Here is a 17,160-nt window from a genome sequence, read left to right as displayed (position 1 = left end):
TTACCCTGGCCGCATGGAACTCACCTGGCGCCCGCTCGCGCTCGCCGACGTCGAGGCCGTCACCCGGCTCTGCGCGGTCGCGGAGGAAACCGACCGGACCGGTGAGCATTGGGACGAGGGTGACGTGCGCCAGGAAATGTCGGGCCCGTCGGTCGACCTGCCCGGCGCGAGCATCGGAGCGTGGGACGGTTCGCGTCTCGTGAGCTACGCCCTGGTCATCCCGCGCGACGCCGCTGACCCAGTGCACCAGCCACACGTGGCGGCGCTGACCGACCCGGACTACCGGACGGACGAGGTCGCTTCGGTGCTGACGGAGTGGCTCGTGCGTACGGCCCGGAGTGTCCACGCGCAGCACTTTCCCGACGCGAAGCTCGAACTCCACGCCGGTGCGCACGAGAACGAGCATTGGTACCTCTCGCTCCTCGAACGCGGCGGGTTCAAGCAGGAACGCACCTTCGTGGAGATGCGTGCGGACCTCACCTCGCTGCCCGCCGCACCGCCGCTCCCGGACGACCTTCCGCTGGTCGCCTGCGAGGAGCGCTACGACGCCTTGGTTCTCGACGCGCGCAACGCCGCCTTCGCCGGTCACTGGGGCAGCACGTGGCTCTCGGCCAACGAGTGGAAGCACCGGTTCCGCGACAGCAAGGACTTCCAGCCCGACTTGTCGTTCCTCCTCCTTTCTCCGGAGCGCGACCGGGTGGTGGCGTTCGTGATGTCGTCGTTCTTCGAGGCGGACGCACAGGCGACCGGCGTGCGGGAACTGCACGTCAACTACGTCGGGACCCTGGCCGAGGCCCGCGGGCGAGGACTGGCGTCGGCCCTGCTGGCCCACACCCTCGAAGCCGGTCGCGCGGCCGGTTTCGAGAGGTCGTCGCTGTCGGTGGACGTGGACAACACTCATCGCGCGCTCGCGGTGTACGAGCGGTGCGGGTATCGGACGGACGCGCGCGTTTACGGGTACGTTTTGCCGCTCAACTGACCGCCGGTGCGGGGCTGCGGCGGGGCGGTGAGCGGGGAGCTGCCCGACGGCAGTTGCCCGCCGCCTGAGCGGACCGGCGGTCGCGCTGATCCGCACCCACGAGCGCAGACCCGCTCGTCGAGACGCGCCCGCTTGGACGTGCTCGCGCGGACCCGCTGGTCCAGACGCGCCCGCCTAGACGTGCTCGCCCAAACGCGCTCGCACAGACTCGCTGGCCCAGACGTGCTCGCCTAGCCGCGCGCTGCCGGGCGTTCCGTCGCCCGCGCCTGGTCCAGCCGGGTGTGACGCGGGTTCAGCCGCGTTCGGCACCGGTCGCAGTTCGCCGCCGGTCGCGTTCGGTCCAGCTGGGCCGTCGCCGTTCGCGCCCAGCGCGACCCCTCACCACATCCTCAATGCGCCCCCTTCGCCGACACTCAGAACACGTTCCCCTCCGGATCCTCCAGCACCGTCCACTCCAGCCCGGGCACCGAATGCCCTCCCCGCTCCACCGCGCCCAGCCCCACCAGCCGCCGGACCTCGGCTTCCCGGTCGTCCGCTCCGAAGTCCACGTGGACGCGGTTCTTCCCGGCCCGCGGCTCCGGCACCCGCTGGAAGCCCAGCCGAGGGCCGCCGGACGCCGGGTCCTCCAGCATCACGAACTCGCCGTAGTCCGCGGCCACCGAAACGCCCAGCGCCGCCGTCCAGAACTCCGCCAGGCGCTGCGGCTCGGCGCAGTCGACGGTGATCATGCCCATTTCCAAACCCATGCCCGCACGCTAACCGCGACCACCGACAAAAACGGCGTCCGCCGATAACCCGCATGCGTCGCGGCCAGGGGGTTGACTACTCTGTGCGAAACGTCTAAGGCCCGCTCAGCGCAGGGAGTTCCCAGTGATCACCAGGATGTCGTCGTTGTTCCTCCGCACGCTGCGCGAGGATCCGGCGGACGCCGAGGTACCCAGCCACCGGCTGCTGGTACGCGCCGGCTACGTCCGCCGGGTCGCCCCGGGTGGTTACTCGTGGCTGCCGCTCGGGCTGCGCGTGCTGCGCCGGGTCGAGGAGACCGTGCGCCAGGAGATGAACGCGATCGGCGCGCAGGAGATCCAGTTCCCCGCGCTGCTGCCCCGCGAACCCTACGAGGCCACCAACCGCTGGACCGAGTACGGCGACACGCTCTTCCGCCTCAAGGACCGCAAGGGAGCCGACTACCTCCTCGGCCCGACGCACGAGGAGCTGTTCGCGCTCACCGTGAAGGGCGAGTACAGCTCCTACAAGGACTTCCCGGTCACGCTCTACCAAATCCAGACCAAGTACCGCGACGAGGCGCGTCCCCGCGCGGGCATCCTGCGCGGCCGTGAGTTCGTCATGAAGGACTCCTACTCCTTCGACCTCGACGATGAAGGCCTCGCCAGCTCGTACCAGAAGCACCGCGACGCCTACATCAAGCTGTTCGACCGGCTCGGCATCGAGTACGTCATCGTGTCCGCCACGTCCGGCGCGATGGGCGGTTCGGCGTCCGAGGAGTTCCTGGCGGTCGCGGAGAACGGCGAGGACACCTTCGTCCGCAGCACCGAGTCGGGCTACGCGGCGAACGTCGAAGCGGTCGTCACGCCCGCGCCCGCTGCCCGCCCGCTCGAGGGGCTGCCCGAGGCGCAGGTCCACCACACGCCGAACACGCCGACCATCGAGACCCTCGTCGCGTTCTTCAACGCCGCCGGGCTCGGCCGCGAGTTCACCGCGGCGGACACGCTGAAGAACGTCCTGGTCAAGACGCGCCAGCCGGGCGCGAAGGAGTGGGAGCTGCTCGGCATCGGCGTCCCGGGCGACCGCGAGGTGGACTTCAAGCGCCTCGAAGCCGCGCTGGAACCCGCCGAGGTGGAGCTGCTCGAAGAAGCCGACTTCGCGAAGAACCCGTTCCTCGTCAAGGGCTACATCGGCCCGAAGGCGTTGCAGGAGAACGGGGTCCGCTACCTCGTCGACCCGCGCGTGGTCGAGGGCACTGCCTGGCTGACCGGCGCCGACGAGCGCGACCACCACGTGCTCGACCTGGTCGTGGGCCGCGACTTCACCCCGGACGGCACCATCGAGGCCGCCGAGGTGCGCGAGGGCGACGCGTCGCCGGACGGGCACGGCACGCTCGTCGCCGCGCGCGGCATCGAGATCGGGCACATCTTCCAGCTCGGCCGCAAGTACACCGATGCCTTCGAGGTCGACGCGCTCGGCCCGGACTCCAAGCCGGTCCGCATCACCATGGGCTCCTACGGCGTCGGCGTCTCCCGCCTGGTCGCCGTGCTCGCCGAGCAGAACCACGACGAGCAGGGCCTCGTGTGGCCGCGCGAGGTGTCGCCGTTCGACGTGCACGTGGTCATCGCGGGCAAGGACGAGACGGTGCGCGAGGGCGCGGAGAAGATCGCCGCCGAACTCGACGCCGCCGGCCTCGAAATCATCCTCGACGACCGCAAGGCCACCCCGGGCGTGAAGTTCGCCGACGCGGAGCTGGTCGGCGTCCCGACGATCCTCGTCGTCGGCCGTGGCCTCGCGAACGGGCTGGTCGAGGTCAAGGACCGGCGCACCGGCGAACGCGAGGAAATCGCCGTCGACTCGGTCGTCGACCACCTCGCGAAGCTCGTCCGCGGCTGAAGCCGGTGGGCTGGTTCGGGCGCAAACGCCGCGACGACGGCGGGTACCGGGACAACGCCGCGCTGAGCGGCTTCGGCGGGTACGAGCCGTCCGACGCGCCGAAGTTCCCGAGCGCCGGGTACGGGAAACCGGACCCGGCGCCGTCCGAACCAGCCCCGGAGCCGCGGGCCGACCCGATGCGGCAGTCCCTCACCCCGGCGCAGTTGCGGCGAGGGACGCCCCGCAAGACCAATCTCCGCCTGGTCAAGGCGGTCCCGATCGTCATCCTGATCGGGGTGTTCGGCTACAACGTCTTCTCCGCCAACAGCCGCCATTCCGCCAGCACGGACGACACTCCGCGCGCCCCGTACACCTACCAGCCGGACCCCCGGGTCGTCGTGCCGCCGGTGGTCGCGGGATGGCAGTCAGTGGCGGGCAAGGACGGCAGTTACGCGTACGACGTGCCGCCGTCCTGGGAACCGGCTCCGACCACGCTGCACGGCTGGGACCCGGTCGCCGGATCGCCCGGCATCAACCTGTCCACCAGCGCGTTCCTCGGCAAGCGCAGCTGCAAGGAAGATCCGGTCGGCCAGATCGGCGGCTCGGGTTTCACCACCGAGAAGACCAGCGACGCCGCTGAAGCCGCCCGTAAGGCCGTCACCGACCTGGGCGTCAGCGCGTACACCGGTGAAGGCGCTCCGGCCGCGAAGGTGACGCCTGGTGCGCCGGAGAAGACCGAAGTCAAGATCGAGAACGAAAGCCGCGAGGGCACGCTCGTGGTCGCCGAGGTCGCCCCGAGCAACGCGCCATGCCAGCCAAAGAGCGCGCTGGTCGGGGCGCTCGCGCTCACCGCCGGCGAAAAGTCGGCCGTGCTGGTCGCGTATTCCGAACAAGGCCGCCCGGGATCCGCGTCCCGGGACGACCTCGTCCGGATTCTGCACAGTTACCGCGGCGTCCCGGCCGCGGACCGGTCCACGACCACGCCGCCGCCGACCACGCGCTGACGGCGCAGCGCCAGCTTCGCGAAGTCCATCAGCCCGGCGTTCGGCAGATACGCGCGGCCGAGCGCGATCCCGACCCGCGGCAGATCGGCCTCGTCGCGGTAAGCGAGATACAGCGGCTCGTGCCGCGGCTGGAACTTCGCCTTGAACGCGTGCAGGGAACGGAATCCGTAGTACGGCTCCATCATCGAGCCCAGCGCGTCCAGCATCCGGTCGACCATCTGCCGCGGCGTGCTGTCGTTGCTGCGGACCAGCGGCGCGCCCGAGAGCGACACGAACTGCGCGCCCTCCTCGCGGAACGCCAGGCAGGCCGAGGCGATCAGGAACTCCATCACCGGCCGGAACCCGCCGGTGCGGCGGCGCATCACGTCGAGCGTCCAGCCGCCGACCTCGCCGTCGCCGGTGTGCACCGGCAGCCACGACGTCACGCCGTGCACCGTGCCGTCGGCGTCGACCGCGAGACCGACCCGGGTCGCCGGGTCCATTGCCTGGTCCACGCCGCCGAGCGTGAAGCCCATTTCCGGCAAGCCCTTGTCGCAGATCCACTCCTCGGACAGCGCGCGCACCTGGTCGCGGATCGACCACGGCTGCTCGGCCAGCCGCACCAGCCGGAACTCGATCCCGTCCTTCTTCGCGCGGTTCAGCGCGGTCCGTACGTCCTGCCACGCCTTGCCTCGGAATTCGAGGTTTTCCAAGTCCACCAACGTGTCCTCGGCGACCTGCACGTGCTGCCAGCCCAGGTTCGCGGTCTGCGCGGCGGTTCCCGCGGTCGCGGAGAAGACGCACGGCACGAGCCCGGTGTTCTCGCACATCGCGGCGAATTCCCGCAGCGTGCGGTCGCTCGTCCCGTCCGGCGCGACCGGGTCGCCGAGCGCCACCGCGACGCCGGCGTGCCGCTGGTAGGCCAGGTACGAAGCACCGTCGGAGGCGACGAAGTAGGTGTTCTGCGGCCACGTCGTCATCCACGAGATGGTGCTGCCGCCGTTGCGGCCCAGCAGAAGCCGGGCGAAGGCCGGGTCCGGACCGCCGCGGAACAGCTTGCGCCGCCTGCGCCGCGAGGGCACGCGGAACGCGCGCCGCGCGGAGATCAGCAGCACCAGTTCCACGCCCCACAAGAGATTGTCCACAATGAACAGCGGCGGGTTGCTGAGTTCGGCTTCCTGCCGGACGACCTGCGTGATCGCGACGACCCCGGCCAGCACCGCCATCTGCGACGCGGCGAGCACGCACAGCGTGATCGCGCACCGCCAGGCGAACCGCGAACCCCGACGCAGGCCGTTGAGGATCGGCACCGCGATGAGGCACAGCGGGATGAGCTCGTTGCCGGACATCGAGATCGAGTCGGACGAGCCGAACGGTCCGTCGCCGGGCACCAGCCACATCACCACTTCGGCGACGACCAGCAGCACCAGCCCGGCCGACGCGAGCAGCCGCCATTCGCGCAGCGACGGCTTGTTGGCGTTGCGCGCGGCGGGTCCGGCGAGGCGTCGGCCCAGCGGCAGCGCGAGAACGAGCGCGAAGAAATGCACGAGATCGGCGAGCGTGCCGACATAGACGATCGCTACCCCGGCGTACACGCACAGCCCGGCTCGCAGGCGCAGCCGCCACGGCGTGCGCAGGGTCGCGCTGGTGATGGCGATCGCGGCGAGCGCACCGCCGGAGAAGCCGACGTCGAGCGTGCCGGCGATCCGGTCGGCCCAGGCCCAGCCGGAATTGCGGGAAAGCTCGAGGAACTGCACCGCCACGACCGTCGACACCAATTGTCCGCCGATGGTCACCGCCATCGCCCGCCGGGTGCCGAGGTGCCATTCGGCGAATCCGGCCATCAGCGCGAAACTGCCCGCCATCGGCAGGTAGAACCACGGGCGCAGGGCGTAGAACGGGCCGGTGAACAGCGTCCACCAGCGTCCGTGTTCGAGCGAGGGAAGGCCGTAGGCGTAATAGTGGAAAGCGTGCTGGTGCTCGGCGGCGTGCCAGAGCGAACCGGTCGCGACCCCCACGATCAAGATGGCGAGCACCACGGTCGTCGTGAACGGAATCCGGTGCCACAGCACTGCTAGCCGCCCGCGTGCCTCTCCGGCCGTGAGGCCGGTTCCCCCCTGTGCGATCGTCATGGGGAAAGTTTGGCGCGGCGATCTTAAGCGGTCATCGGCCGTCGGACCTACTTCTCCCCCTAAGGGACTGCTACCCCAGGGGGACCCGACCCTGGTCCCAAGACTGACCCGCGGTGTGCGGCAACGCTCTCACCAGCGGAAAGGGGCTGGCGTTCGGCTAGTAAGCGGCGCCTCCGACCCGGAGTAGGGGTTGACGCCGAAAGCCGCCCGAACGAGTGATTCCGGTCGCTTGCCTCACGGCGTTCCGAGCACTGCCGCGCGGACGGCGGAAAGGTCGGCGAGATTCGGCAAAACCGCGTGCGCACCGGTGCCGGTCAGTTGTTCGGCGGAAAACCGGCCAGTAGCAACGCCGATCGCCACCGCGCCGTAATCGAGCGCGGCCTCGATGTCGTGCGGCGTGTCCCCGAGAATCACTACGGATTCGGCAGGAAATTCCGTGCCATGCTTCGTTTCCGCCGCTTTGACGGCGTGCGGGACGAGATCTGCGCGGCGGGCCGAAAGCGAACCGTAGCCGCCGATCTCCAGGTCGAGATGTTCGTCGAGACCGAGCGCGGCGAGTTTGTGCAGCGAGATCTCCGGCAGGTTCCCGGTGATGAGGCTCTGCACGACGCCCTCGCGGCCGGCGAAGTCGGCGAGCACGGCCGCCGCGCCGTCGAGCGCCCGGCCTTCCTCGGCCAGCGTTTCCCGGGCGCGTTCGACGGCAGCGATCAGCTCCCGCCACATCCGCTGGATGGTTTCCTCGTCCGGTTCGATCCCGTGCATTGCCAACACGTCGGCGGTGATCGCGCGTTCGGTCCGGCCGCCGAAGTCAGGGGGCGTGCGGAACTCCGTGCCGGTCGCGGCGGCGAGCGCGGTGCCGTACCAGCCGATGCCCAGCCCGGTGTAGTCGACGAGCGTGTGGTCGATGTCCCAGAGCACCAGCCGGTGCGTGCGAATGGCTGTCACGTCCGCGATGCTACGGCGGGCTCAGCCGGTGAGGTAGCTGAAGCGGACGCGGCGGACGGGGTTGTCGACGTTCGTGTCCACCAGGCACACCGATTGCCAGGTGCCGAGCAGCAGCACGCCGCCGAGCACCGGCACGGTCGCGTACGGCGGGAGGAACGCCGGGAGCACGTGGTCGCGGCCGTGCCCGCCGGTGCCGTGCTGGTGGCGCCAGCGGTTGTCTCGGGGGAGCAGGTCGTCGAGCGCGGCGAGGAGGTCGTCGTCGCTGCCCGCGCCGGTTTCCAGCACCGCGAGCCCGGCCGTCGCGTGCGGCACCCACACGTGCAGCAGGCCGTCGGTGGCGTCGGCGTCGCGCAGGAACTTCTCCGCTTCCCGGGTCAGGTTGTGCACGACCGCAGTGTTGCCGGTGTGCACCTCGATCTCGGTGGAGTACATCCCGTCAGCGTAGGCGTCAGGAATCGAGATAGCGGAGCACGGCGAGGACGCGCCGGTTGTGCCCGTCCGACGGCGGCAGGCCCAGCTTGCCGAAGATGCTCGTCACGTACTTTTCGACCGAGCCCGCGGACAGGAACGCCTCCGCCGCGATCGCCGAGTTCGACCGGCCCTGCGCCATCAACCCGAGGATCTCGCGTTCGCGCGGCGTCAGCTCGGCGAGCGGACCGGCCTGGCCGGTGGTCGCGAACAGCTGGCGGACGACTTCCGGATCGAGCACCGTCTCCCCGGCGGCGACGCGTTCCAGCGCGGTGAGGAAGTCCGACACCTCGGCGACGCGGTCCTTCAGCAGATACCCGACCGCACCCGCTTCCCCGGCGAGGAGTTGCTTGGCGTAGTTGGTCTCGACGTACTGCGAGAATACGAGGATCGCGCACCCGGGCCGTTCGGCGCGCAGGTCGATCGCCGCGCGCAGGCCTTCGTCGGTGTGGGTCGGCGGCATTCGGATGTCCACAATGGACACATCGGGCCGATGCTCGCGGACGGCGGTGCGGAGGTCGTCGGCGTTCTTCACCGCCGCCGCTACCTCGTGGCCGCGCAGGCCCAGCAATTCGACGAGACCCTGGCGCAGGATGGCCGAGTCCTCCGCGATCACGATCCGCACGGTTTCCCCCTCATTTCACCGAGTTTAGCGGGGCAGCGGGAGCGTGGCGGTGACGACGGTCGGGCCGCCGGGCGGGCTCGACACGGTCAGTTCTCCGTCGGCGGGGCGGAGGCGTTCGGCGATGCCGGACAGTCCGCCGCCCGGGATGATCGCGGCGCCGCCGGAACCGTGGTCGATTACGGTCAGGCGCAAGACGTCTTCGCGGTCTTCGACCAGGACGGTGCAGCGTCCGGCACCGTGTTTGGACGCGTTGGTCATGAGTTCGGCGGCGGCGAAGTAGACGATCGTTTCCAGCGACGGTGGCGGACGGCGGCTCAGTTCCACGGTGACTTTCGCGGAGAAATCGGCGGAACTGGCCAATGTGGACAGTGCGAGGCTCAGGCCTTTGTCCAGTGCCGCGGGGTGGATGCCGCGGGCCAGGTCGCGCAGTTCGGTGAGGGCTTGTTTGGCGTTGCTGTGCGCGGCGTCGACCAGGGTGCGGATCTGGTCGAGGTTGACCTGGTCGGTGGCCAGTTCTTCCTTTGCCAGGCCCAGTTTCATGGCCATGGCGACCAGTTGGGCTTGGGCGCCGTCGTGGAGGTCGCGTTCGATGCGGCGGAGTTGTTCCGCTGCTTCGTCCAGGGCGGTGGCGCGGGTTTCTTCGAGGAAACGGACGCGTTCGCGCAGACCTGGGTCGGCTACCAGCAGGCGGAGGAGGAGGCGGTCCACTCCGGCGACGAGGTGCACCACGGCGGGCCAGACGGCCAGGATCAGGATGCCGGAGACGCACCAGACCAGGGAGCCGATCCAGTTGTCGCTCTGGATGTTGAAGACCGGGAGGCCGTGGCCGGGCCTGGTCTCGAGGAGCCAGGTGAAGGGGTAGGTGAAGGAGGCCAGGCCGTAGAAGCCGAGGGTGCCGGTGCCCAGGAGGGCCAGGAGGGCGGTGGGGAGGCGGACCAGGAGGTAGGCGACGGAGCGCCAGGCTGTTCGGTCGGAGAGGCGGGCGGTTAGCCAGTTCCAGAGGCCTGGTTTGAGGGTGGTTCTCGGTGGGGGTGGGAGGGGGAGGTTGAGGAGTTTGGCGGCTAGGCGGCGGTGGAGGCTGCCTAGGAGATTGGCGGTTTTCAGGACTGTGGTGAGGATTAGGAGGCCTAGGAAGATCGGGGTTAGGGCTAGGCCGAGGGTTGTTCCTGCTAGGAGGATGATTACGGAGAGTAGTAGGAGTAGGCCGGTTGTGGCTATCCAGGTTGCTTCGGTCAGGGTTTGGCGGGGGGTGGCTGGCCAGAGGTGGCGGAGTTGGGCAGGGGTTAGGTGACCTGGGTGGGGTTGCTTGGTGGTGGTCACCTTCTGAGTTTGCCGGGTTGTGGGGGTGGCTGGTAGCGGGGTGGCCTGTGTTGTTGGGTGGGGGGTAGCCCTACCTCGTCGCCTGGCGGCGACATTGGTTCGGGCGTGCGTGGGGCACCCCGAAGCTTGATTGTGCTGACGGTCGGTGGGTGCTTGTCAAGGCGGGAAAGATGCCTTGACAAGCACCCACCGACCGCAGATGAGCTTCGTATCGGGGTGCGGGGGAGGTGTGGGTGCCTCGCTCGTTGGGTGCACTGGTGCCTGTTTGGGGAGCTCTGGACGTGCGTGAGGGGAACCCTCACGGAATCAGAGTTCCGGAGGGTTCCCCTCACGTGTTGGGTCGCGTCAGTCTGTTTTGGGGGGTTGGGTCAGGTTGGGGGCGTCTTCTTTTGCGCGTTGGGCTGCTTCGCGCATTTCGATCATGTCCGTGAACCAGTCTCCGGTTTCGCGGGCTATGTCGCGGACTGCTCCCGTGATGATCGTGGCGATGTTGCCGATGTGGGTGGCTGCGGACTCCGTCAGCTCCTGCACGGTGTCCTTGCCACTTTCGAATGGGCCGACCATGGGCTTCCTCAGGCTGCTCGGAGTTGCCGTTCCGGGTCCACGGTAGCGGGCGCCGCCGGTTTTCCGGGGAGGGCCAGCCGCGCGATCTTCTTCGCTACCGACCACAGCTGCTTGCGCAGGGGGCCGGTGTTGTAGGGCAGGCCGTAGCGTTCGCAGATTTCCCGCACCTCGCCCGCGATCTGCGGGTAGCGGCGGGCGGGCAGGTCCGGGAACAGGTGGTGTTCGATCTGGTGCGACAGGTTCCCCGACAGGATGTGGAACAGCGGGCCGCCGGTGATGTTCGCGGAGCCCAGGATCTGGCGCAGGTACCACTGGCCGCGCGATTCGTTCTCCGTTTCCTCCTCGGTGAAGCTCTCGACGTCCGCCGGGAAGTGGCCGCAGAAGATGATCGAGAACGCCCACAGGTTGCGGACGAGGTTGGCGCTCGCGTTGCCTAGCAGCGTCAGCGGCACCAGCGGGCCGGTGAGCAGCGGGAACAGGACGTAGTCCTTGCCGATCTGGCGCGACGCCTTGCGGACGATCCGGCGCAGCACCGGCACGTTCTCCGCCCAGGTTCGCTCGCCCTTCACGACCCGCTCGACCTCTAGGTCGTGCAGCATCACGCCCCACTGGAACAGCAGCGCGAGCAGCGTCGCGTACACCGGGTTGCCCAGGTAGTACGGATGCCACTTCTGCGCCGGGTCCATCCGGAGGATTCCGTAGCCGACGTCGCGGTCCTTGTCGACGATGTTCGTGTACGTGTGGTGGATGTAGTTGTGCGAATGCCGCCAGTTCTCCGCCGGCGCGACGGTGTCCCATTCGAAGCGCTGCGAGCTCAGCTCCGGGATGCGCGTCCAGTCGTACTGGCCGTGCATCACGTTGTGGCCGATCTCCATGTTGTCCAGGATCTTCGCCGCCGACAGCGCCGCGACGCCGGCCAGCCACGCGGGCGGCAGGAAGCCGGCGAACAGCAGGCCGCGGCCGGTCACCTCCAGCGCGCGCTGGGTTTTGATGATCTTGCGGATGTATTCGAGGTCTTCCTCGCCGAGGTCGTCGACGATCCGCTGGCGCAGCGCGTCGAGTTCCCGGCCGAATTCCTCGACCTGTTCGGGGGTCAGGCGGTCCTGCAGACCGGTCATGATGCTTCCTCCGGTGGTCAGGCGTCGATTTCGACGTCCCCGACGGGGACGCTGACGCAGAGCTGGATTTCTTCGTTCTCCTCGCCGGAGACCTCGCCGGTGCGGGCGTTGCGGACGCGGCCGGCGGTTTTGAGCTGCGTGCAGGAGAAGCAGATGCCCATCCGGCACCCGTGCTCCGGCGTCAGGCCCGCGTCCTCGGCCTGTTCGAGCAGCGGCTTGCCGGAGTTGTCGCACTCCCGGCCGCTGCGGGCGAAGCGCACCCGGCCTTCGGCGGCCTCCGCGGCGAAGGTCAGCGGCGCTGCCGTGAACTCTTCGGTGTGCAGTTGTGCACTCAACCCTTCGCTTTCGAAGAGTTCGCGCGCGGCGGCCATCAGCGGAGCCGGGCCGCAGAGGAACGTCTCGGCCTCGCGGAACCACGGCGCGGCCTTCTCCAGGTGCTTGACGGAGAACAGGCCGTGCAGGTCGCCGCCGCTGCGGGCGTGGGTGTGGGCGTGGACCACGCGGAACGCCGGGTGCCGGGCGGCGAGTTCGGCCAGTTCCTCCCGGTAGAGCGCGTCCGCGGGGGTGTTCGAGTAGTGCAGGAACACGATCTCGCCGGGATGTCCCTCGGCGACGAGCGTCCGGGCCATCGCGAGCACCGGCGTGATCCCGCTGCCGCCGCTCATCAGCACGATCCGGTCCGGCCGCGGCGACGGCAGAGTGAACTCGCCGTCCGCCGGCGAAAGGCCGACCACCGCGCCGACGGCGGTGTCCTGCAGATGCCGCGACACCAGGCCCTTCGGGTCGGCTTTCACGGTGAACTCCAGGTCGCCAGTGCCCTGCGCGCCGCACGGCGAGTAGCAGCGGGTCCGGCGCACGCCGTCGATCTCCACCTGCATCCGCACGTACTGGCCGGCGCGGAAGCCCTGCCACGCCCGGCTCGGGCGCACCGTGAAGGTGACGGTGTCCGGCGTCTGATGCCGCACGGCGGTGACGCGGCCGCGGATCTCGCGCCGCACCAGCATCGGGTCGACCAGTTCGAGGTACCGGTCCGCGCCGTGCGGGGTGAGCAGCGCCTCGGCGAGCGAGACGAGTCCGCGCACGCGGCGCGGGAGCAGTGCGGTCATCACCCCTCCAGAAGTTGAGTGCACAGTCGTACACTGACTAGTGTGGGGGCAAGGCCCCGGGGCCTGTCAACGCGGAAGCGAGGTGATGTGACGTGGGCCATGCGGCGATCGCCAGTACGCTGCTCGACGTGTCCGCAGCCGAGGAGCCGGCCGGCCCGGTGAGCCGGCAGGAGCGCAAACAGCGCACCCGTCAGGCGCTGCTCGACGCGGCGCTCGACCTGCTCGCCGACCGGAGTTTCGCCAGCCTTTCGCTGCGCGAGGTCGCGAAGGGCGCGGGCATCGTGCCGACGGCGTTCTACCGGCATTTCTCGTCGATGGAGGAGCTCGGCGTCGCGCTGGTCGAGGAGACCACGCGCACGCTTCGCGGCCTGCTCCGCGGCGCGCGCACCGAGCAGAGCGGCTACGGCGGGATGATCCGGGCTTCGGTGCACACGCTGCACCGGCACGTCCGCGAGCACGAGGACCACTTCCGGTTCGTCACGCGCGAGCGTTACGCCGGCGCCGGCGCGGTGTCCCGGGCGATCGCGGTCGAGATGCGGATGTTCTCCAGCGACCTCGCACTGGACCTGGCGCGCTTCGATCCGCTGCGCACCTGGCCCACCGAGGACCTGCACCTGCTCGCCGACCTCATCGTCACCGCGATGCTCGGCACGGTCGCCGAACTGCTGGAAATCCGTCCCGGCGACACCGCCGCGGACGAGCGCACGTTGGCCGCGGCGGAAAAACGGCTCCGGATGATCCTGCTCGGGGTGCCGCACTGGCAGCCTTAGCGGCATGGCCTTCCTGCACCTGACCGCGATCATCGTCGACGACTACGACGAGGCGATCGCCTTCTTCACCCGCGCGCTCGGCTTCGACCTGGTCGAGGACTCGCCGTCGCTCACCAACGACGGCCGCCCCAAGCGGTGGGTGGTCGTCCGCCCGCCCGGCGGCGAAACCGGCATCCTGCTCGCTCAAGCCGACGGGGACCGGCAGTCCCGCGCGGTCGGCGACCAGCACGCCGGTCGCGTCGGGTTTTTCCTGCGGGTGGACGACTTCGCGGCCAGTTATGCGCGGATGCGGGACGCCGGGGTCGAGTTTCTCGGCGAACCGCGGACCGAGCCGTACGGCCAGGTCGTCGTGTTCCGCGACGTCGCGGGCAACCGCTGGGACCTGCTCGGACCGGCCGCTTCCTGAGCCTGTTCTACGATCCCGGGGTCCAGCAGATCGTGGAGGAACGCTATGCCGAGCGGGTCGGAAGTCCGAACCGAATTCACCGACCCAGTGCTCAACCTGGCGTTCGACGAGGCGCTGCTGCGCGAGGGGCCGACCGCGCCGGTGGTGTGGCTGTGGCGCAACCCGGTGTGCGTCGTCGTCGGCCGCGGTCAGCGAATCGCCCGCGAAGTCCGCGTGGACGAATGCGCCCGGGACGGCGTTCCCGTGCTGCGGCGGGCCAGCGGCGGCGGCACGGTGTTCCACGACCCGGGCAATCTCAACGTGACGCTCGTGTTGCCCGGCCCCGCGCCGCGTCCGCTGGAAATGCTCGGCCTCGTGATGTCGGCCGCGGTGGAGAAACTCGGTCTGCCGGCCAGAATCGGCGACCGCGGGATCTTCGTCGGCGACGCGAAACTGTGCGGGTTCGCGGTGTTCCGGACCAAAGACGTGCTGCTGGCGCATTCGACGCTGCTGGTCGACACCGACGCCGCTCGCGTCGGCGCTTACCTCACCGGTCCGCCGCCGGACCCGAAGCCGCTGGATTCGCACCGGAGCAAGGTCGCGTCCCTGCTCGACCACGGCGTGCGGCTGCCGCTGGCGGAAGTGGAAGACACCGTCCGCGCGGCCGCGGCGGGACTGCTCGGCCCGCTCCCGCCGCGCGAACCGACGGCGGGGGAGTTGGAACGGCAGCGGGCATTGCTGTGGAGCCGCTACGAATACCCGGACTGGCACGCCGAGGGACGTCAGCGTTCGTAATCGCCTTGCCCTGGCTGAAAGTGCGTGAGGGGAACCCTCAGGGAATCTGATTCCCTGAGGGTTCCCCTCACGGACGGATCAGGTTGCGGAGGAGGAGAACAGCACCTGCGGCACCGCGCTGGCCGCACGGCGGCGCGGCTTGGCCGTTGCCGGAGCGGCGGTCTTCGCCGGGGCGGTCTTCGCGGGTGCGGAGACCTTGGCGGTGGCGGTCTTCGCGGGTGCCGGTGCCTTGGCGGACGCAGTCTTTGCAGCTGCGGGTGCCTTGGCGGACGCGGTCTTTGCAGCTGCGGGTGCCTTGGCAGTCGAAGTCTTGGCAGGTGCCTTGGCCGTCGCGGTCTTCGCCGTCGTCGCGGCGGGAGTCTTGACCGCGGCGGTCTTCGCCGACTTGGGCGCGGACTTGGTCGCCGCGGCGCTCGTCGACTTCGCGGTGGTCTTGGCGGCGGCCTTCGTCGGCTTGGCGGCGGTCTTGCGCGCGGTGCCGGTCGCGCCACCCGTTCGGGCAGTCTTCGCCGCGGTCTTCGGGGTACCGGCGGCAGCGGTCTTCTTGCCAGCAACGGCTTTCCCGCCCTTGCCCGCCGCGGCGGCCTTCTCCGCCACCGGCTTCGCCTCGGCCTTCTTCGCCCCGGCGACGAGCCGCGGCCGCAGCTTCCGCCCGCCCGTCCGGCGGCCTGCCTTGGCGTACCGCTCCAGCAACCGCCGGAGCGCGGCCGCGTTGCGGGCGCCGAGGTCGATGTCGTACTCGATGCCGTCCAGCGCGAACGCTACGGTCTCGGCCGCGCGTCCTCCGGTCAGGTCGTCCTGAGTGCGGACAGCAGTGTTCCTCGCCATGGGAGCCTCCCGTGCTCGATCGTGGTCGTGCGTGCAACCGGCACGGCGACGACCCGGATTTCGCGGTGCCGCCGGTTTCTTGCAGCTCTCGTACGAGAATACCGGCAGGCTTGCGCGAACCTGCGCGGTGGTGTGCGCTGGGGCAATGGCAGCAGAGACTTTCGACGTGGTGGTCATCGGCGCGGGTCCGGTCGGGGAAGTGGCCGCCGAACGGGCCGCCAAGGGCGGGCTGAAGGTGGCCCTGGTCGAACACGAACGGTTCGGCGGGGAATGTTCGTACTGGGCGTGCATCCCGAGCAAGGCGTTGCTGCGCCCGGGAAACCTGCTCGCCGCGGCCAAGCGGATGCCCGGGGTGCCGATCGGCGACGCGCTCGACGCGGAGAAGGTGCTCGCCCGCCGCGACTGGTTCACCGGCAAGGGCGACGACTCCGGCCAGGTCGAATGGGCGCGCGGTGCGGGCATCGAACCCGTGCGCGGGTACGGCCGGATCAGCGGAGAACGCGAGGTCACGCTTGACGACGGCCGCGTTTTCGCCGCCCGGCACGCGGTGATCGTGTGCACCGGCAGCGTCCCGCGCACGCCGCGGATTCCGGGTCTGGACACCATCAAGCCGTGGGGTTCGCGGGAAGCGACGTCGGCGACCGAGGTGCCCGGACGGCTCGGCGTGCTCGGCGGCGGCGTGGTCGGCGTCGAGATGGCGCAGGCGTGGGCCCGGCTCGGCGCGCAGGTCGACCTCGTGATCACCGGCGAGCGCCCGCTGCCCCGGCTGCCGGAGTTCGCCGGAGACCTGGTCCTGGACGGATTGCGCGAGGCGGGCGTCCGCGTGCACGCGAATTCGGGCCTGAGCGAAGTGTCCAGTGTGGACGGTGGAACCCGGCTGAAGCTCTCCGACGGCGGGGAGATCGTCGTGGACGAACTCCTGGTCGCCACCGGCCGCGCGCCCGCGACCAGCACAATCGGGCTGGACGTCCTCGGTCTGCCCACCGACGGCCCGCTCCAGGTGGACGAAAGCGGCCGAGCGTCCGCTGTGGAGGGTGGCTGGCTGTACGGCGCGGGCGACGTCACCGGCCGCGCTTTGCTGACCCACCAGGGAAAATACGCCGCTCGCGTCGTCGGGGACTCGGTCGCCGCCCGCGCCCGCGGCGAGGAGATCTCGACCGAACCGTGGAGCCGCTACAGCGCGACCGCCGATCATCACGCGGTGCCGCAAGTGGTGTTCACCGACCCGGAAGTGACGTCAGTCGGCCTGACCGAGGCGCGCGACGGATCTGCCGACCGAGTGGTGGACATCGACATCGCGGTCGCCGGTTCGTCCTTGCACGCCGACGGGTACCAGGGCAAAGCGCGCATGGTCGTCGACACCGAACGCGGTGTCGTGCTGGGTGTCACGTTCGTCGGGCAGGACGTGGCGGAACTGCTGCACTCGGCGACCATCGCGGTCGTCGGCGAGGTGCCGCTGGACCGGTTGTGGCACGCGGTCCCCGCGTTCCCGACGATCAGCGAGGTGTGGCTGCGGCTGCTGGAGGCTTACGGGCTCTGAATGT

General features: G+C 69.8%; 17 protein-coding genes. 7 read left to right on the top strand and 10 right to left on the bottom strand.

Translation table 11 applies throughout. The annotated features are described in order from the left end of the window. Positions 1-13 precede the first annotated feature (13 nt). Positions 14-979, top strand: a complete 966-nt coding sequence (locus FKO37_RS39475) for a GNAT family N-acetyltransferase (protein ID WP_238607741.1) — start codon at positions 14-16, stop codon at positions 977-979. Between the two features lie 413 nt (positions 980-1,392). Here the strand turns inward: FKO37_RS39475 and FKO37_RS39470 are convergent, their stop codons facing one another. After that, positions 1,393-1,725: a VOC family protein gene (locus tag FKO37_RS39470; RefSeq protein WP_238607740.1), complete on the bottom strand. Its 333-nt coding sequence runs from the start codon at positions 1,723-1,725 to the stop codon at positions 1,393-1,395. 124 nt (positions 1,726-1,849) lie between these two features. Between FKO37_RS39470 and FKO37_RS39465 the strand changes: the two genes are divergently transcribed. Beyond that, positions 1,850-3,598: a proline--tRNA ligase gene (locus FKO37_RS39465; RefSeq protein ID WP_238607739.1), complete on the top strand. Its 1,749-nt coding sequence runs from the start codon at positions 1,850-1,852 to the stop codon at positions 3,596-3,598. Between the two features lie 5 nt (positions 3,599-3,603). Then, positions 3,604-4,581 carry a hypothetical protein gene (locus FKO37_RS39460; protein ID WP_238607738.1) on the top strand — a complete coding sequence of 326 codons (978 nt, stop codon included), beginning with the start codon at positions 3,604-3,606 and terminating at the stop codon, positions 4,579-4,581. Here the strand turns inward: FKO37_RS39460 and FKO37_RS39455 are convergent. The 8 genes from FKO37_RS39455 to FKO37_RS39415 form a co-directional block, all read right to left on the bottom strand. Next, positions 4,521-6,692 (bottom strand): bifunctional lysylphosphatidylglycerol flippase/synthetase MprF, encoded by a 2,172-nt coding sequence (locus FKO37_RS39455; protein WP_238607737.1) that lies wholly within the window; start codon positions 6,690-6,692, stop codon positions 4,521-4,523. The genes FKO37_RS39460 and FKO37_RS39455 overlap by 61 nt on opposite strands. Positions 6,693-6,926: 234 nt before the next feature. Continuing rightward, a complete protein-coding gene (locus FKO37_RS39450) occupies positions 6,927-7,628 on the bottom strand; it encodes a haloacid dehalogenase-like hydrolase (protein ID WP_308196592.1) in 702 nt (233 codons plus the stop codon). Between the two features lie 30 nt (positions 7,629-7,658). Then, positions 7,659-8,069, bottom strand: coding sequence for a YjbQ family protein (locus tag FKO37_RS39445; RefSeq protein WP_043834328.1), 411 nt, complete (start codon positions 8,067-8,069; stop codon positions 7,659-7,661). A gap of 16 nt (positions 8,070-8,085) precedes the next feature. After that, positions 8,086-8,730: a response regulator transcription factor gene (locus FKO37_RS39440; RefSeq protein ID WP_043834330.1), complete on the bottom strand. Its 645-nt coding sequence runs from the start codon at positions 8,728-8,730 to the stop codon at positions 8,086-8,088. Between the two features lie 24 nt (positions 8,731-8,754). Next, the gene (locus FKO37_RS47035) at positions 8,755-10,050 is read right to left on the bottom strand and encodes a sensor domain-containing protein (RefSeq protein ID WP_308196569.1); all 1,296 of its coding nucleotides are present in this window, start codon (positions 10,048-10,050) and stop codon (positions 8,755-8,757) included. Between the two features lie 345 nt (positions 10,051-10,395). After that, positions 10,396-10,614 (bottom strand): hypothetical protein, encoded by a 219-nt coding sequence (locus FKO37_RS39425; RefSeq protein WP_134733710.1) that lies wholly within the window; start codon positions 10,612-10,614, stop codon positions 10,396-10,398. An 8-nt stretch (positions 10,615-10,622) separates the two neighbouring features. Next, entirely contained in the window at positions 10,623-11,732 is a 1,110-nt protein-coding gene (locus FKO37_RS39420; RefSeq protein WP_238607735.1) for an acyl-CoA desaturase, read from the bottom strand. A gap of 17 nt (positions 11,733-11,749) precedes the next feature. Further along, positions 11,750-12,838: a ferredoxin reductase gene (locus FKO37_RS39415; protein WP_238607734.1), complete on the bottom strand. Its 1,089-nt coding sequence runs from the start codon at positions 12,836-12,838 to the stop codon at positions 11,750-11,752. Between the two features lie 92 nt (positions 12,839-12,930). On the opposite strand from FKO37_RS39415, the gene FKO37_RS39410 reads away from it, so the two are divergent. From FKO37_RS39410 to FKO37_RS39400, 3 genes are read left to right on the top strand one after another with little or no spacing between them, the layout of a single operon-like run. Beyond that, on the top strand, positions 12,931-13,608 hold the full coding sequence (locus FKO37_RS39410; protein ID WP_037820460.1) for a TetR family transcriptional regulator: 678 nt from the start codon (positions 12,931-12,933) through the stop codon (positions 13,606-13,608). Between the two features lie 4 nt (positions 13,609-13,612). After that, complete coding sequence (locus tag FKO37_RS39405; protein ID WP_037820462.1) at positions 13,613-14,014, top strand: VOC family protein; 402 nt, start codon at positions 13,613-13,615, stop codon at positions 14,012-14,014. Between the two features lie 45 nt (positions 14,015-14,059). Next, a complete protein-coding gene (locus tag FKO37_RS39400) occupies positions 14,060-14,788 on the top strand; it encodes a lipoate--protein ligase family protein (RefSeq protein WP_238607733.1) in 729 nt (242 codons plus the stop codon). 78 nt (positions 14,789-14,866) lie between these two features. On the opposite strand, the gene FKO37_RS39395 is transcribed toward FKO37_RS39400, so the two are convergent. After that, positions 14,867-15,616, bottom strand: coding sequence for a histone-like nucleoid-structuring protein Lsr2 (locus FKO37_RS39395; RefSeq protein WP_238607732.1), 750 nt, complete (start codon positions 15,614-15,616; stop codon positions 14,867-14,869). Positions 15,617-15,761: 145 nt separating this feature from the next. Between FKO37_RS39395 and FKO37_RS39390 the strand changes: the two genes are divergently transcribed. After that, positions 15,762-17,156: an NAD(P)/FAD-dependent oxidoreductase gene (locus tag FKO37_RS39390; RefSeq protein WP_238607731.1), complete on the top strand. Its 1,395-nt coding sequence runs from the start codon at positions 15,762-15,764 to the stop codon at positions 17,154-17,156. The last annotated feature ends 4 nt before the right edge of the window (positions 17,157-17,160 follow it).

The organism is Amycolatopsis sp. Poz14 (assembly GCF_006704225.1).
Taxonomy (GTDB): domain Bacteria; phylum Actinomycetota; class Actinomycetes; order Mycobacteriales; family Pseudonocardiaceae; genus Amycolatopsis; species Amycolatopsis nivea.
The sequence above is the reverse complement of the archived record's forward strand: the minus strand, read 5'-3'. Positions and strand labels throughout refer to the sequence as shown.

What these genes read in the sequence shown, in the direction of transcription:
- FKO37_RS39475 (WP_238607741.1), top strand. Translation starts at nt 14, where the DNA reads ATGGAACTCACCTGGCGCCCGCTCGCGCTCGCCGACGTCGAGGCCGTC.
- FKO37_RS39470 (WP_238607740.1), bottom strand. Translation starts at nt 1,725, where the DNA reads ATGGGTTTGGAAATGGGCATGATCACCGTCGACTGCGCCGAGCCGCAG.
- FKO37_RS39455 (WP_238607737.1), bottom strand. Translation starts at nt 6,692, where the DNA reads ATGACGATCGCACAGGGGGGAACCGGCCTCACGGCCGGAGAGGCACGC.
- FKO37_RS39445 (WP_043834328.1), bottom strand. Translation starts at nt 8,069, where the DNA reads ATGTACTCCACCGAGATCGAGGTGCACACCGGCAACACTGCGGTCGTG.
- FKO37_RS39425 (WP_134733710.1), bottom strand. Translation starts at nt 10,614, where the DNA reads ATGGTCGGCCCATTCGAAAGTGGCAAGGACACCGTGCAGGAGCTGACG.
- FKO37_RS39420 (WP_238607735.1), bottom strand. Translation starts at nt 11,732, where the DNA reads ATGACCGGTCTGCAGGACCGCCTGACCCCCGAACAGGTCGAGGAATTC.
- FKO37_RS39415 (WP_238607734.1), bottom strand. Translation starts at nt 12,838, where the DNA reads ATGACCGCACTGCTCCCGCGCCGCGTGCGCGGACTCGTCTCGCTCGCC.
- FKO37_RS39405 (WP_037820462.1), top strand. Translation starts at nt 13,613, where the DNA reads ATGGCCTTCCTGCACCTGACCGCGATCATCGTCGACGACTACGACGAG.
- FKO37_RS39400 (WP_238607733.1), top strand. Translation starts at nt 14,060, where the DNA reads ATGCCGAGCGGGTCGGAAGTCCGAACCGAATTCACCGACCCAGTGCTC.
- FKO37_RS39395 (WP_238607732.1), bottom strand. Translation starts at nt 15,616, where the DNA reads ATGGCGAGGAACACTGCTGTCCGCACTCAGGACGACCTGACCGGAGGA.
- FKO37_RS39390 (WP_238607731.1), top strand. Translation starts at nt 15,762, where the DNA reads ATGGCAGCAGAGACTTTCGACGTGGTGGTCATCGGCGCGGGTCCGGTC.